Annotated in this window: 13 protein-coding genes; 4 read left to right on the top strand and 9 right to left on the bottom strand. The window is 61.8% G+C overall.

Annotated features, from left to right (window positions below; genetic code table 11):
• Positions 1 to 94 precede the first annotated feature (94 nt).
• Positions 95 to 1921, top strand: coding sequence for an AsmA family protein (locus FB009_RS21510; RefSeq protein ID WP_011974522.1), 1827 nt, complete (start codon positions 95 to 97; stop codon positions 1919 to 1921).
• A 4-nt stretch (positions 1922 to 1925) separates the two neighbouring features.
• Here FB009_RS21510 and FB009_RS21505 read toward each other — a convergent pair whose 3' ends face one another.
• The 5 genes from FB009_RS21505 to FB009_RS21485 form a co-directional block, all read right to left on the bottom strand.
• Positions 1926 to 2747 (bottom strand): ABC transporter permease, encoded by an 822-nt coding sequence (locus FB009_RS21505; protein ID WP_011974521.1) that lies wholly within the window; start codon positions 2745 to 2747, stop codon positions 1926 to 1928.
• Between the two features lie 3 nt (positions 2748 to 2750).
• Positions 2751 to 3662 (bottom strand): ABC transporter permease subunit, encoded by a 912-nt coding sequence (locus FB009_RS21500; protein ID WP_011974520.1) that lies wholly within the window; start codon positions 3660 to 3662, stop codon positions 2751 to 2753.
• 4 nt (positions 3663 to 3666) lie between these two features.
• Complete coding sequence (locus tag FB009_RS21495) at positions 3667 to 4809, bottom strand: ABC transporter ATP-binding protein (RefSeq protein ID WP_011974519.1); 1143 nt, start codon at positions 4807 to 4809, stop codon at positions 3667 to 3669.
• 155 nt (positions 4810 to 4964) lie between these two features.
• Positions 4965 to 6059: a polyamine ABC transporter substrate-binding protein gene (locus FB009_RS21490; protein WP_011974518.1), complete on the bottom strand. Its 1095-nt coding sequence runs from the start codon at positions 6057 to 6059 to the stop codon at positions 4965 to 4967.
• Positions 6060 to 6231: 172 nt separating this feature from the next.
• Positions 6232 to 7644, bottom strand: coding sequence for a helix-turn-helix domain-containing protein (locus FB009_RS21485; RefSeq protein ID WP_011974517.1), 1413 nt, complete (start codon positions 7642 to 7644; stop codon positions 6232 to 6234).
• A gap of 227 nt (positions 7645 to 7871) precedes the next feature.
• Here FB009_RS21485 and aceA point away from each other — a divergent pair, with 227 nt between their 5' ends.
• Together aceA and FB009_RS21475 are read left to right on the top strand one after the other, a co-directional pair.
• On the top strand, positions 7872 to 9161 hold the full coding sequence (aceA, locus tag FB009_RS21480) for an isocitrate lyase (protein ID WP_011974516.1): 1290 nt from the start codon (positions 7872 to 7874) through the stop codon (positions 9159 to 9161).
• 110 nt (positions 9162 to 9271) lie between these two features.
• The gene (locus FB009_RS21475) at positions 9272 to 9511 is read left to right on the top strand and encodes an SMc00767 family acetate metabolism repressor (protein ID WP_003527087.1); all 240 of its coding nucleotides are present in this window, start codon (positions 9272 to 9274) and stop codon (positions 9509 to 9511) included.
• Positions 9512 to 9701: 190 nt separating this feature from the next.
• Here FB009_RS21475 and FB009_RS21470 read toward each other — a convergent pair whose 3' ends face one another.
• Positions 9702 to 10577 carry a LysR family transcriptional regulator gene (locus FB009_RS21470; RefSeq protein WP_011974515.1) on the bottom strand — a complete coding sequence of 292 codons (876 nt, stop codon included), beginning with the start codon at positions 10575 to 10577 and terminating at the stop codon, positions 9702 to 9704.
• An 89-nt stretch (positions 10578 to 10666) separates the two neighbouring features.
• Between FB009_RS21470 and FB009_RS21465 the strand changes: the two genes are divergently transcribed.
• Positions 10667 to 10873, top strand: coding sequence for a hypothetical protein (locus FB009_RS21465; RefSeq protein ID WP_018010534.1), 207 nt, complete (start codon positions 10667 to 10669; stop codon positions 10871 to 10873).
• A gap of 52 nt (positions 10874 to 10925) precedes the next feature.
• Here FB009_RS21465 and FB009_RS21460 read toward each other — a convergent pair whose 3' ends face one another.
• The 3 genes from FB009_RS21460 to FB009_RS21450 form a co-directional block, all read right to left on the bottom strand.
• Positions 10926 to 13451 carry a methyl-accepting chemotaxis protein gene (locus FB009_RS21460; RefSeq protein ID WP_011974514.1) on the bottom strand — a complete coding sequence of 842 codons (2526 nt, stop codon included), beginning with the start codon at positions 13449 to 13451 and terminating at the stop codon, positions 10926 to 10928.
• A 303-nt stretch (positions 13452 to 13754) separates the two neighbouring features.
• Positions 13755 to 13895: a hypothetical protein gene (locus FB009_RS21455; protein ID WP_011974513.1), complete on the bottom strand. Its 141-nt coding sequence runs from the start codon at positions 13893 to 13895 to the stop codon at positions 13755 to 13757.
• 271 nt (positions 13896 to 14166) lie between these two features.
• Positions 14167 to 15351 carry a BaiN/RdsA family NAD(P)/FAD-dependent oxidoreductase gene (locus FB009_RS21450; RefSeq protein WP_011974512.1) on the bottom strand — a complete coding sequence of 395 codons (1185 nt, stop codon included), beginning with the start codon at positions 15349 to 15351 and terminating at the stop codon, positions 14167 to 14169.
• Positions 15352 to 15364 lie beyond the last annotated feature (13 nt).

Raw genomic sequence — 15364 nt, 5'->3', positions numbered from 1 at the left:
GCTGCGGCGACATTCCATCTCGGCGCCATTTGCTTTATGCAAGCCGAAGCCCTATCCAGACGGCTCACCCGAAGCGATGGCAAGTCCGACCTGAATGACGAGGAAGATGCTCCACATATTGCGCGATTCGGGCCTCAGATCTCGGCTTCGCCCGCGCCACCTCGTCTGGTCGGCCGCCATAGGCGTCGCGCTCGCCGCCGCCTACAATGCTGCGTTGCCGCTCCTGGTTTCGACGACCGAGGCGCGCGCGGCCATGGAGCGGATGCTTGACGACTGGTCGGGTGGAAAAAGCACGATCAGCGGAGAACCTGAAGTCCGATTCTGGCCGGAACCTCTGTTGACGCTCCCGATGGCGACGATCGTGACCTCCGGGCCCGAACAGCGCCCGCTCGCGGAGATCGGCCGTATCACCGCTTCCTTCAGCGTGCTCTCGGCACTTCGCGGCGAGCAGGCTCTTGAGGAGGTCACGCTTGTCGAACCGGTCATCACGCTCGAGCGCGGAGCGGACGGAACGGTAAACTGGCAAAAGCCGCGCTGGCTCGTGCCCCCGGATACCACCATACCGCAGGATGAGGCACCCGTCGGCGACATCACGATCGAGAACGGCCGCGTCCGCATTATCGACCGCATGGCCGCCAATGGCGGGGGCATCGACATTGCGGGGATTTCCGGCACGCTCAAATGGCCTTCCTTCGGAGGGCGGCTGAGCACGCAATTCTCCGCGACGATCGGCGGCGAACAGATCGGTTGGGCCTTCGTGTGCGAAGAGCCGCTCGCCCTCTTCGCCGGACGCAACGCCGCACTCAAGACATCGCTGACTTCCGCTCCGCTGACGTTTTCCTTCGAGGGTACCGGAAATCTCCCGCCGCAGCTTTTCGCTTCCGGTCATCTGCAGATGTCCGCACCCTCGCTGGCGAGGCTCGCCGCGTGGTACCGCAACGTGCCGGACGCCGGATTGCCCGCAGGCGGATTCAGTATCGACACAAAGGTGGATACGAGTGAGACGGCGTTGAAACTGGAGGACCTCCAGCTGGCCATTGGCGGCGCCGCGGCGACGGGTGTTCTGGATGTGCAATTGGGATCCGGCAAAAGGCCGCGCGTGGAAGGGACGCTCGCCTTCGACCGCATCGATCTCAACGGCCTGCCCCTGGCGGCGCTGAAGCCAGCACAGGAAGACGACCGTGTATCGCAGATGGTGCAAGCCGTCGTCGGGGGTTGGCGTCTGGATGTGCGGCTGTCGTCGCAGGAGGTCCTGGCCGGGCCGTTGCATCTGACCGATGTTGCCGCCGGGGTGATGATCGACGGCCGTCGGGTCTCGCTCGATATCGGAGACAGCACCTATGCGAACGGCAGGCTGAGCGGCCGAGCCGTGCTGTCGGAGAAAGGGCTGGAACAAGGCGGCAAGCTGCAGGCGAGCCTCAAAAACGCCGACTTCGCCGCCGTTCTCGACCGGTTCGGCCTGAAGGGGCCGCTTCCGACAGGCCGCGGCGTACTCAGCATCGATCTTGCGACCGGCCGGCCGCTCTGGGAGACGGGAATCACCGACGTCTTCGGTCGTCTCGATTATTCCCTCACCGATGGCAGCCTCGCCGGTTTCGACGTTCGCGCCTTCACCGATCTCGTGCGCAAGGGTGAATTCTTCTCGCTGTCGCAGGCAAGCGACGGCACGCTCGACTTCCGGACGGCAGACATCGAGGCGAGCTTCGGCGGCGGCACGGCGCGGCTGGACCGGGCCGCTTTCACCGGGCCTGCCGGCACTATTTCCGTGACCGGCGTCGTCCCCTATCGAAGCGGCAGTCTTGCCCTGGCGGGAACACTCGCGAGCCCGGCAGACGACGACGAACCACTGCAGTTCTTCATCGGCGGCTCCTGGCCGAATGCGGTGATCTCGCCGCTTTCAGTCCTCCTTGGCCCGAACTGACAACTCACCCGATGGCCGCGAAGGCGGCCCGCTCATCCTTCTCCCGCTGGGCTTCGCGACGCCTCGTAACGATGGATGCGACGATCACGCCCAGGGCAACGACCCCGATCAGGATCGTGCAGATTGCGTTAATTTCCGGCGTCACGCCGAGGCGGACCTGGCTGTAGATCTTCATCGGCAGCGTCGTCGCGCCGGGCCCGGTCGTGAAGCTTGCGATCACCAGGTCGTCCAGCGACAGCGTGAAAGCGAGTATCCAGCCGGAAAAGACCGCCGGGGCGATCACCGGCAGGGTGATCGCGAAGAAGGTCCTGACCGGCGTCGCGCCGAGATCGAGCGCGGCCTCCTCGATCGACTGATCGAAGCTCAGAAGACGCGACTGCACGACGACCGCGACGAAACACATGGTGAAGGTGATGTGGGCGAGCGTGATCGTCCAGAAGCCACGGTCAAACCCGATCGCCACGAAGAGAAGAAGCAGCGAGAGTCCGGTTATCACTTCCGGCATCACCAGGGGCGCATAGACCATGCCGGAAAAGAGAACGCGCCCGCGGAAGCGGGTGTAGCGCACCAGCGCGAGCGCGGCCATCGTTCCCAGCACGGTCGCGCAGGTTGCCGAAAGGAGTGCGACCCGGATCGTGACCCATGCCGCGTCCAGAAGGCTTTGATTCTGCCAGAGCTGGCCGTACCACTTGGTGGAAAACCCCGCCCAGACCGTTACCAGCTTCGACTCGTTGAAGGAGAAGATCACCAGGAGCACGATCGGCAGATAGAGAAAGCCGAAGCCGAGAACGACGGAGGCGATATTGAATCGTGACCACTTTTCCATGTCTCACCTTCCCTCGCCGTCGGCTTTGGCCTGGATGTTCTGGAAATATACGATCGGTATCACCAGGATCATCAGCAGGATGATCGCCACTGCCGACGATACGGGCCAATCGCGGTTGGAGTTGAACTCGCTCCACAAAGTCTTGCCGATCATCAGCGTCTCCGAACCGCCGAGGAGATCGGGAATGACGAATTCGCCGACGGCGGGAATGAATACGAGCAGGCAGCCCGCGACGACGCCGGGCAGGGACAGGGGAAAGGTCACGCGCCAGAACGCGGCGGCCGGCGTGCAGCCGAGATCCTGCGCAGCCTCCGTCAGCGAAAGGTCCATCTTCTCCAGAGCCGAGTAGATCGGCAGCACCATGAAGGGGAGATAGGAATAGACGATGCCGATATAGATCGCCCAGTTGGTATTGAGAATAATCAGCGGCTGATCGATCAGGCCGAGGGTCGATAAAAACTGATTGAGCAGGCCCTCCGGTTTCAGGATGGCGATCCAGGCATAGACGCGGATCAGAAAGCTCGTCCAGAACGGCAGGATCACCATCATCAGCAGCGTGGGCCGCAACGAGCGCGGCGCCTTCGCCATGCCGTAGGCAATCGGATATCCAATCAGGAGCGTCAGAAAGGTCGAGATCGCGGCGATAACGACACTGGACACGTAAGCGTTGAAATAGAGCGCGTCCTCCGTCAGCCATACGTAATTGTCGAGAGAGAATTCCCGCAGCTTCTGCGCAATACCGGAAAGGCCGCCCGCCAGGTCGAAGACCGGCATGTAGGGCGGCATCGCCACGGCCGTCTGCGACAGCGAAATGCGGAAGACGATGAAGAAGGGGATCAGGAAGAAGAACAGCAGCCAGGCATAAGGAATGATGATGACCAGGCGGCTGACAAAGGCTGAGGCAAGTTTCGCCATGGCTTCAATCCTTCAATACGACGCCTGCATCTTCACCGAAGGAGACCCAGACCTGCTGGTCATAGCCAAGAGGATCCTCGACCGCCCGCACGGCGTTCAGCGACGATGCCTTGATGACCTTGCCGTCCTTCAGCCGGATGTGAAAAACCGTCATGTCGCCGAGATAGCCTATGTCCCATATCTCGCCTTCGGCAGCATTGGTCGGCGCATGCGCAGGCGCCTGGCGGCTTAGTCTGATCTTCTCGGGCCGTATGGCCACCGCGGCCCTGGCGCCCTTCGCCGGCTTCTCCGCCGATGCCATCCGCACCGAAATTGCGCCTGTCGTCTCGATGACGACATAACCGTCTCCGGCCGAGGTCACCGACCCGTCGAATATGTTCACATCGCCGATGAAATCGGCAACGAAACGCGAATTTGGCGCTTCGTAGATTTCAGCGGGCGTCGCCACCTGGACGACCTTGCCGTGGCTCATGACGGCGATACGGTCAGCCATGGTCATAGCCTCTTCCTGATCATGGGTGACGACGACGAAGGTCAGGCCGAGTTCCTGCTGCAGATCCATCAGTTCGAACTGCGTTTCTTCGCGCAGTTTCTTGTCGAGTGCACCGAGCGGCTCGTCGAGCAACAATACCTTCGGTCGCTTGGCCAGCGAACGGGCAAGGGCGACGCGTTGGCGCTGGCCGCCGGAAAGCTGGTGCGGCTTGCGCTTGGCGAACTTCTCGAGCTTGACGAGCTTCAGCATCTGCGCGACGCGTTCGGCGATATCAGCCTTCGGCATTCGGTCCTGCTTCAGGCCGAAGGCGACGTTGTTTTCGACCGTCATGTGCGGGAACAGCGCATAGGACTGGAACATCATATTGACCGGACGCCGGTAGGGCGGGATGCCTGTGAGGCTCTGTCCGTCGAGAATGATTTCGCCTGATGTCGGCTGCTCGAAACCCGCCAGCATGCGCAGGAGGGTGGATTTGCCGCAGCCCGAAGCACCGAGCAGGGCGAAGAATTCGCGCGTGTAGATATTCAGCGAGAGATCGTCTACGGCGGTGAAGTCACCGAATTTCTTGGTAACGTTCTTGAAGGAAATGAATGGTTTGGAGGCGGGGTCCGCCCATGGTGCGAAAGAACGCCGGATACTGCCGAGAGACTTCATCATCTATCCTCGAATGCCACAGCCGCAGGCGCGTTCAGCCGGCCCACGCGTCAAGAGTCGGAGCGGAAGCGGGCAGGATGACGCTTCTCGTCTGTACCATCCTGCTCCAAGAAAATTGCCCGGATCTTACGGTCCGGGCAATTCGTCTCCGCTCTTTATTGACCAGTGACGATCCTGGTCCAGAGCCGGGTCAAAACCCTCTGTTCCTTGGCCTCGAAAGGCGTCGTGGTGAAGAGTTTCTCCATTACGGCATCGGACGGATAGATCGCAGTGTCTTCGAGCACTTCCTTGTCGAGGAATTGCTGGGAAGCCTTGTTGCCGTTGGCGTAGAACACGTAGTTCGACGCCTTGGCGATGACTTCAGGCTTCATCATGTAGTTGATGAATTCATGCGCTTCGGCGACATGCGGCGCATCAGCGGGGATCGCCAGCATGTCGAACCACATCTGGGCACCCTGTTCCGGTATCGAGTAGTCGACCGTCACACCGGCATTCGCCTCGGCCGCTCTGTCGCGCGCCTGAAAGATGTCGCCGGAGAAGCCGACGGCGAGGCAGATGTCACCATTGGCAAGCGCGTTGATATATTCCGAGGAATGGAACTTGCGGATATTCGGCCGGACCTTCATCAGCAGGTCGGCTGCCTTTTCGAGATCCGCCTGTTCATGGCTGTCGGGATTGAGCCCCAGATAGGCCAGCGCCGAGGGCATGATGTCCGTCGGCGAGTCGAGCAGATGAATGCCGCAGTCCTTGAACTTCGCCGATATCTCCGGGTCGAAAATGACATCCCAGTTCGGCTTCTCGTCGGTGCCGAGAATTTCCTTCATCTTGTCGACATTATAGCCGATCCCAGTCGTCCCCCACATGTAGTCGACGGCATACTCGTTGCCCGGATCGTACTGGGCGGTACGTTCCATGACCATGTCCCACATGTTGGAGAGGTTCGGCAGTTTCGACTTGTCGAGCTTTTGGAACACCCCGGCGGCAATCTGGCGCTGTAGGAAATAAGCGGTCGGGACGACGACGTCGTAGCCGGAACCGCCGGCGAGCAGCTTGGTTTCCAGAATCTCGTTGGAGTCGAAGACGTCATAGACGACCTTGATACCAGTCTCCTTGGTGAAATCCGCAAGGATGCTGTCGTCGATATAGTCCGACCAGTTGTAAACGTTGACAACCCGCTCCTGCGCGGAGGCAAGCATGGTCGATCCCGCAAGCACCGCGGCAGTCAGGGTTGCGACGATGAGTTTGGACATACAACTCCCCTCTTATTTATCGGCTCTGGACAGCAATCCTTCCGGTGCCGCTATGCCCCGCCTGTGATCGCGCCGGTGTCGAGGTTAGGCATCTTTCTCGATAAGCTCAAGGAGCTAGAGAGGGATGCCGGCGGAAAACGCGCGCACTTTCATTATCCGCTTCCGGACCTGCTTACTGAAAGTCGAAGACGCTCAACCCCGTTGCCATTTCGTCAAGGCCGAGCGGCCGTGTGATCGGCGGTTCGGCGCGCGCCAGACAGCCCTGCCGCTCGCAGAGGCGGCAAGCCGGGCCGACTGCGATCGCAGGCAGGCCTGCGGCGGCTCCATAGACCGTTTCATTCGCGAAGGCAGCCTCGCAGCCTATGAGGATCGCCGTGCGTCGTACGCGCTCGTGGAAGCCGGCCTGCGGTCCGTCGACAGTCCGGGCAATGACGAGGAATTCGGCGCCCTCGGGCATCTGGACGCGCTCGGCGAGAAGCTGACCCGGCACGGCGAAGGCTGCCTGGACATTGAGCTTGGGACAGGCGCCACCGAAGCGGGCATGGGGGAAGGCCTGCGCTCCCGCGCGACGCAGCCTGTTGCCGGCGCTATCGACCTCCATGAGAAAGAACGGGACCCCACCGGACCCTGGCCGTTGCAGCATCGTCAAGCGGTTTGCGGCCTGCTCGAACGAGACCTGGAAACGTGCCGCAAGTACGCCGACATCGTATTTCGCCCGCTGCGCCGCGGCAAGAAACGCCGCATAGGGCATCATCAGCGCGTGAGCGGCATAGCGCGCGAGCTCGAAACGGCCGATGCGCCGTGCCTCCGCGGTGGAGAAGCGGAACTGCTCGAGCTCGGCGGCAATCGCCTCGTGGATCGCGATCGAAGCCACTTCGATCGCGATCTCGCGCAGCTGGTCGAAGGGAGACAGGCGTTCGGAAATGAAGAGGCGCATGGAATGGCGGTCGAATCGGCGGCGCAATGTGGGCATGACATGCACCGGCAGCGTTCGCACTGCGAGCCCGTGCTCTTTCCTGAGCCACGCCTTCATTGACCCTGAAAGATCGTCGCCAGGCGAAAGGCTTTCGTGCAGAGCCTCCGCCGCCTCCTCGATTCGGCCGAAGTGGTTGGGACGCGCCTCGAAGGCCTCTCGGACTTCGTCCATCGGCAGTCGTGTGTCGGCAAGTGCCGCCATGTGCCCCTGATCCGCCAGCAGAGCGGCGAGATCCCTCAGACGCGCGGCCTGTTCGCGATAGGCGCGGTGCAGTTTGACGATGCCCCCGGAAACGTTCGGCGCAGCTTCGGCGACTTCCACCAGCTCCTGGTCGCCCGGCAGTTCGCCGGCAAGCAGCGGATCGGCGAAGACCTCGCGCAGCTCGGCAAGGCCGCTGCCCGCCTCACCCTGAAGTTCTTCGAGGTCGATCCTGTAAACGGAGGCCAGCTTCAAAAGCAGCTGTACCGTCAGCGGCCGCTGGTTGCGCTCGATCAGGTTCAGATAGGAAGGAGAGATGCCAAGCGCCTCGGCCATGGCCGTCTGCGTCAGCTGAAGGCCGTTGCGAATTCGTCTGACACGCGGCCCGGCAAAGATCTTGTTCTCCGCCATTGTAATTCCTTTTACATATTCTGCGAGCATTCGGCTTTGACATCTTTTACAATTTTACTTCCCAGTACTGTCAAAGGCAAGACAAGGTAACCCGTTTTCCTCAGCCGAAAACGGGAATTCCATAGCGCCTTCGTGCACCGCAATGTAAAAACTGTCACATGATCTCGCGGCTGCAATTGTCGCGAGACGCAAGTCGAAGAAGTTGCAGATTTTACGAGGAGGCAAGTATGACTGATTTTTACAAGCTCGTTCCAAACGCGCCGGAAGGACGCTTCGATGGAATCGAGCGGCCCTATTCCGCGGAGGACGTGAAGCGGCTCAGGGGTTCGGTGGAGATCCGTTATTCGCTTGCCGAAATGGGTGCGAACCGCTTGTGGAAGCTCATTCACGAGGAAGACTTCGTCAACGCGCTCGGAGCGCTCTCGGGCAACCAGGCGATGCAGATGGTACGCGCGGGGTTGAAGGCGATCTATCTCTCCGGCTGGCAGGTCGCGGCCGACGCGAACACCGCTTCCGCCATGTATCCGGATCAGTCGCTCTATCCCGCCAATGCTGCCCCGGAACTCGCCAAGCGCATCAATCGCACACTTCAGCGCGCCGATCAGATCGAGACCGCGGAAGGCAAGGGTCTCTCCGTCGACACCTGGTTCGCACCCATCGTCGCCGATGCGGAAGCAGGCTTCGGTGGCCCGCTCAACGCCTTCGAGATCATGAAGGCCTTCATCGAGGCAGGCGCCGCTGGCGTCCACTACGAAGATCAGCTCGCATCCGAAAAGAAGTGCGGGCATCTCGGGGGCAAGGTGCTGATCCCTACTGCGGCCCACATCCGCAACCTGAACGCCGCGCGGCTTGCCGCCGATGTCATGGGAACTCCGACGCTCGTCATCGCCCGCACCGACGCGGAGGCGGCGAAGCTGCTCACCTCCGATATCGACGAGCGGGACCGCCCCTTCGTCGATATCGATGCCGGCCGTACGGTGGAAGGCTTCTATCAGGTGAGGAACGGTATTGAACCCTGTATCGCCCGCGCAATTGCCTATGCACCGCATTGCGACCTTATCTGGTGTGAAACCTCCAAGCCGGATCTTGAGCAGGCGCGGAAATTTGCAGAGGGTGTTCACAAGGCGTATCCGGGCAAGCTGCTCGCCTATAACTGCTCGCCATCCTTCAACTGGAAGAAGAATCTCGACGACGCGACCATAGCGAAGTTCCAGCGAGAGCTCGGCGCGATGGGCTACAAGTTCCAGTTCATCACGCTCGCCGGCTTCCACCAGCTGAACTACGGCATGTTCGAGCTGGCTCGGGGCTACAAGGACCGTCAGATGGCGGCCTATTCGGAACTTCAGGAAGCCGAATTCGCGGCAGAGGCCAACGGCTATACGGCGACTAAGCACCAGCGCGAAGTCGGCACAGGCTATTTCGACGCCGTGTCGGTTGCGATCACGGGCGGACAGTCCTCGACCACCGCCATGAAGGAATCCACCGAGCACGACCAGTTCCGCCCGGCGGCAGAATGAACGGGCGGGACGCGCGGCCCCCCTGCCCCGCCGCGCGTCCCGAACCAGACCTCGAAACTGAAGCGGGTATCAACGAAGCCCCCGCGACCATCGCCCAAAGGAGCACTCAGATGACTGTACAGACACGCGTCAAGGAACGGGCCGAGGAACAATCGTCGGCCATGACACCAGAGCAACAGGCCGCAATCCGCATGGTCGCCAATGACCTGCATCGCCTCAACCAGGCGGTGATGAAAGCCGTCGATGCGGGCGTCTCCGTCGAACTGGTCCGTTCGGCACGCCATCACGGCGGAGACGGCAACTGGGGCGACCTGCTGATCCCCGTCATCGTCACTCAGGGACGGCACTGATGGCGGGGATCGCGTGGACAATCGCGGTGCTCATGCTTTGCGCCGTCTGCTGCAACGAATCGAACAGGCCGAAGCTGTCGGCCCGCGAAGCCCGCGCCGCACGAGACCGAAGCAGATGAGACAAGGATCGGCCGGCCTGAAGCGGCATGAGGAACGCGTGCGGCTTTCGGCCCGCAGCCCGGTTGGAGGCTCAAACCGAATTGCGCCGCGGCCGCTTGCCGGCGAATAGATCCGTGTGGCTGCGCAGGAGGCGTGTCATGCGGTCGACCACGGTACGGATATCCCGCCTGTGGCGATCCTCGTTGTTCATGACGATCCACTGCCGGTGCCTGAGCGGCTCTATCTCATCCCCCACCCGTTCGAGCAACGGATCGAGATCACCGACGAAACAGGGGAGCACCGCCCGCCCGGCGCCGGATCGCGCGAGATCCAGAAGCGAGCGAGGACGGGTGACGGCCGCGACGATGCGCCCCGCAGCGTGCTCATGCGGCCATCTCAGATAGGCCGATATCGCGTCCTCTTCGTCGATTGCAACCCAGCGCTCCTCTCCGCCTGGCGCGTTCTTCTGCCGGTAGGCGGCATAGGCGACTTCGCCGACCGGCCGCGCGGCGAGATAGGTCTCTTCAGGCTCGAAGGCGCGAATGCCGATATCGCTTTCGCGATAGGCGAGATTGGCGCGCGTCTCGCCGATCGTCAGCGAAATGCCGAATGCGTCCCGTTCCGTGCAGATCGCCGGGAAGTTCTCGGCAATCAGCCAGGAGACCCAGGTGCCGGCCGCGATGCGGACGACCGTCGCCCCCTCCCCCTCTTTCTGCCAGCTTTCGACCTTGCGGGCCGCCGCCTCCATCTCCTGCAACTGCTCGAAGAGGAAGCGGCCGTCGCCGGTCAGCACATAGCCGGTTTGGCTGCGGATGAAGAGCGAGCGCCCCATGCGCTCCTCCAGCTCCAGCATGCGGCGGCCGACCGTGGCCGGACTAAGACCCGTCGCCTGCGCCGCCCCGGTCAGGCCGCCGCTACGCGCTACCGTGACGAAGCAGCGGTAAATATCCCAATCCGGGTTTTTCATAGCTGAAAAACATATGAGGTAATTGGCTGTATGTAAATCAATCTCGGATGCATAAAAAAGGGGATGCCCGAACATGAAGGAGCATCACCATGGACATGATGGCAATGGCATTGCTGTTCGATATGGCTTCCAGAAACCGCCGATGGGACGAACCGTTCGAGCCCCGGCCGCCGAGCCGCCGGCCGGGCTTCGCGAGGCGCTTCATTGCGGCAATGCTCCGCAAGCGGCGACCGGCGAAGACGCATGATGGTTGCGCCGGCAATCTTGCGGCTTCCTGCGGAAGCGCCGTCAAATGAAAGGGCCGCGCATCCGGGGATGCGCGGCCCAGTCTGCGGCGTTTGAATTCGGCTATGCCGCCCGATAAGCGTGATCGGCTGCAACCACCGGCTCGAGACGGAACTGTTCGACCAGCGTCATCAAGCTATCTGCCTGGTTCGCGAGCGCCAGGCTGGTGGCAGTCGCTTCCTCGACCATCGAGGCGTTCTGCTGGGTCATCTGGTCCATCTGGTTGACCGAACCATTGACTTCGTTCAGGGCTATCGCCTGGTCGCGGCTCGCCGTGGCAATCATCTCCACATGCCGGCTTACGGTGACGATCTCGGCGCTGATCGAGGCGAGCACGGCGCCCGTTTCGTTGACGAGGCGTGAGCCGGAGCTCACCTCTTTCGTCGATTTCTCGATCAGCCCCTTGATTTCGCGCGCCGCCCCGGCCGAGCGCTGCGCGAGTTCGCGCACTTCCTGCGCCACCACGGCAAAGCCCTTGCCCGCTTCCCCGGCGCGAGCCGCTTCGATGCCTGCGTTGAGCGCCAGAAGATTGGTCTGAAAGGCAATGTCGTCGATCACCTCGATGATCTGTTCAATCTGCCGCGAGGCATCCTCGATGCGTCCCATAGCAGCAACGGCGTTGGTGACGACCGTTGCCGAGCTGTCGGCGCTCCGCTTGGTCTCGATCACCGCCTGGTTCGCCTCGTGCGCCCTTTCCGCCGAAGAACGCACCGTGACGGTGATCTGGTCGACCGCCGCCGCCGTCTCCTCCAGCGAAGCGGCCTGAGCCTCGGTCCGCTTCGACAGCGCGTCGGCGGACCGGTGCATGCTGGCGCCGCTTTTCTGGATAGACTGGGCATTGGCACGGATCTGCGCCAGCGTATCCTGAAGGCGAACGAGCGAACCATTGAAATCCAGCCGCAATTGTTCGAGCCGGCCTTTGAAGGGCACTTCGATCTGCCGCGACAGGTCGCCCTGTGCCAGGCGCCCCAGACCGGCGGCGAGTTCATTGACGGCAAGGTCGATCTGCCTGTCGAGTTCGCGCTTCTCTGCGTCGTTGCGGTTGCGCTCGGCATCCGCGCGAGCACGTTCCTGGGCACTCTCCACCTCGATGCGCACCTTGGAGAGTGCATTTTCCTTGAAGACGCCGAGGGCACGCGCCATGTCGCCGATCTCGTCGCGGCGCATGCCGCCATCGATCGAAGTATCGAGCGCACCATCCGCGAGGCGCCGCATGGCAGCCGTTATCTGTCCAATGGGTTTCTTGAGCGTAATCGTAAGCGCAATTCCCGCGAGAAGGGCAATGACGACGCCGGCAATGGTCGCCCCCAGGGAAATCTGATCCGCCTCCTCCCGCTCGGCACCGGCGACGACCTTCTGCTGCTCGGCAAAACCGGTGAGATCGCTCCAGATCTTGTTGATCGCCGCTCCCGCAGCCTCGAATTCCGCAGTTCGCTTCGCGGTTGTCTCGACGAGCGCCAGGCCGTCTTTCTTCATCCCGTCGATGATCGGCAGGAGGACGCCCTCGGTCTGATCGAAGAAGGTCATGCCGCTGGCTATGCCGCGCAAGGTTGTCAGGTTGGACTGGACTGCGAGGAATTTGTCGAGGAGCTTCTTGCGATTTTCCTCGTCCGTCACTCCGAGAAAGGCCGCGGTGGCGATCTGGATATCGGTCAGGGATATCGTGAGCCTGCGTGTCGCTGTCAGCACGGATTCAGTCCCGGCGATCTTCCCGTCGAGTTCGCTGAAAATCTGCGTCGCCTCGCGCATCTTGCCGACCGATGCTGCTTCCAGGCGAAAGCTCGCGGTGCGGAAACGGTCGACATATTTCGAAAGACCGGCGAGCGTTTCGGGGCCGGGCGGCGTCTTGATGAGAGCGCCGATCGCCCCGGAAGCCGAGTTGACGGTTTCGGCAAGAGATTTCTCGCCCTTCGGCAGGAGCACGAAGATATCCCGTTGCGTGCGGCCAATGGTCGGGTATCGGGCCTCTGTGACCTTGAGCTTCTCCTCGACCGTTACCGCCCCGCTCACCTCCGTCGCGAATTCTGCGTAGAAGCGGCTGGCGCGCATGAGCTTTTCGGCGTTGCGCAGCATCGTCTTGGCTGCATTCTCGTCCTTGCGCACGGCGTATTGCAGCCGGTTCGCCTCCTCATTGATCTTCGCCTGTTCGGCCGCAAGCCGCTCCAGATTGGCCCTTGTCCCGGCCCGCAGCTTCTGTTCGCCTTCATGGAGCGTCCACAGCCCGTCGATGCGCGTCTCGATGTCGCTGGTCTCGGCGATGGCAGCAGCGAGCTCGTCCTTGCCATTTCCATCGGCGACCTGCGTCGCGGCTTCGGCCAGCACTTCCTTTTGCGTGACGATTGCGTCCTTGAGCATCCGGCGACTTTCATCGGTCGTCCGCTGCAGGAAGTTGTTCATCTGCGCATAGACGTCCTTGAAGCCGCTCAGCGTCTGCAGGACGCTGTTCGAGATCTCCATACGGCCCTGCAAAAGGCCCGTGGCATAAAGGCCGGTGATGCCGACGGCTGAAATGCTGATGACGAAGGGAAGGATGAAGAAGAGAACCTTCGTCTGAATCTTGAAGCGCGCGAGTATCCTGTCGATGAACATGGAAACACCTTGGCTTACCAGCTCGCGTTTCGCTCCCCCAATGGCTCGAAGCACCCGATGTCGCGTCCGGTGAACGCGCCAAGGTGCTCGGGCGCCACCCGATGCGCAAACAGGCTGATGTTTTCGGGAAAGTCATGCGGCGCGGCGCCGCCAGCCCGCCGGCAGTCATTGCGGGCCCATGCAACCGATCGGCGGCGCGGACCTGGCGGGCTCAATTGCCCGTCATAATCATTTCAAACGATTAAGAATTCCATAAACGGGATTGCGCCCGGCGCGCCGACGTGCTCGGTCGGAAGCGACGCCTCAAAGCGAGGAAAAGAGAGCAATCGCCGTCAATGCACACAGCACGAGCGTGGCGAGGTAAGCCGCCATTTCGTTCTGCCGGCTGCTCTTGTCTGCACGGGCGATGGCTATTGCACGGGGACGGCGGCGTTGCTGGTTCATGGCCTCTTGTCCTTGCCGCTACAGCATCTAACGTCCTCGACGCGTAGAGCTCGCTGTAGCACTTCGAGTTGCTGGCAAAGACCGGTTAGCCCTTGCCTTCGCGGATTATGGTGCATCCATCGTGCGGCTGAAGAAAGTCCTCGAAATGGAAACAATGTGGTTGCCATTTGTTGACTACCACAGCCTTTGCGGAGGTAGCGCCATGAATCCATGCTTTCGTTATTTCCCTTAAGAATGGCTGAATATGCAAATCACCAATTTTGCCGGACGGTTACACGTCTTGACCGGCGACGAAGCCCGACGACCACGCCCATTGAAAATTGTACCCACCGAGCCAACCGGTCACATCGACACACTCGCCGATGAAGTAAAGGCCGGGAACTTCCCTTGTCTGCATGCTGCGGGAGTCGAGCGCGCGCGTATCGACGCCGCCAAGCGTGACCTCGGCGGTGCGGTACCCTTCCGATCCCGCCGGTTTGATCGCCCAGGCCTGAATGGAGTTGGAAAGCGCGTCGATCGCCTTGTCGGAGAGATCGGCAAGCATGCGCCCCGTCACCTTTGCTTCATCGGCGAAGAATTGCGCGAGCCGGCGCGGCAGGATGTCGGCAAGAGCCGTCTGGGCTGCCTGCCGGCCATTCGTCCGGCGCATTCCCTTGAGGATCGAAGCGATATCGATGTCCGGCATGAGCCGAAGCACGATCTCCTCGCCTTCGCGCCAGTAGGATGAAATCTGCAGGATTGCCGGTCCGCTCAGGCCGCGATGGGTAATGAGAACAGCTTCGCGGAAGGCCTCCTTCCCGAACCGGGCCTCGGCATCTGCCGCAACACCGGCAAGCCCGCCGAGCTTCGCAAGCTGCGCCTGATCGAGCGTGAGGGGAACCAGCGCGGGTCGGGTTTCGACGAGCGGCATATCGAACTGCTCCGCGATGCGGTAGGCAAAACCCGTCGCTCCCATCTTCGGGATGGACTTGCCGCCGCTCGCCAGGACCAGCGACGCGGCGTCGACGCTCCCGGCACTCGTGGTGATACGGAAGCCGGAGGCAATCCTCTCGACCGCCGAAATCGCTGTCTCGAGCGCCAACTGCACACCCGCCTCGCTCATCTCCGCCGTCAGCATGCGGATGATGTCCTTGGCCGAATGATCGCAGAAGAGTTGCCCGAGCGTTTTCTCGTGCCAGCTTATGCCATGGCGCTCGACGAGCGCGACAAAGTCCTGCGGCCGGTAGCGGGCAAGCGCCGACTTGCAAAAATGCGGGTTGCCGGAGAGAAAGTTTCTCGGGCTCGCATCTATGTTCGTGAAATTGCAGCGGCCGCCGCCGGAAATGCGGATCTTCTCACCGGGTGCCTTGGCATGGTCGAGTACGAGCACGCGGCGCCCCCGCTTGCCTGCCTCGATGGCGCACATCATGCCGGCGGCACCCGCCCCGATGATCACCACGTCCTGCTTTTCCGCCACGCAGCCTTCCTCC

The organism is Sinorhizobium medicae (assembly GCF_007827695.1).
GTDB classification, from domain to species: Bacteria; Pseudomonadota; Alphaproteobacteria; order Rhizobiales; family Rhizobiaceae; genus Sinorhizobium; species Sinorhizobium medicae.
Note: the sequence above shows the minus strand (reverse complement) of the source record. Positions and strands in the feature narration are given on the sequence as shown.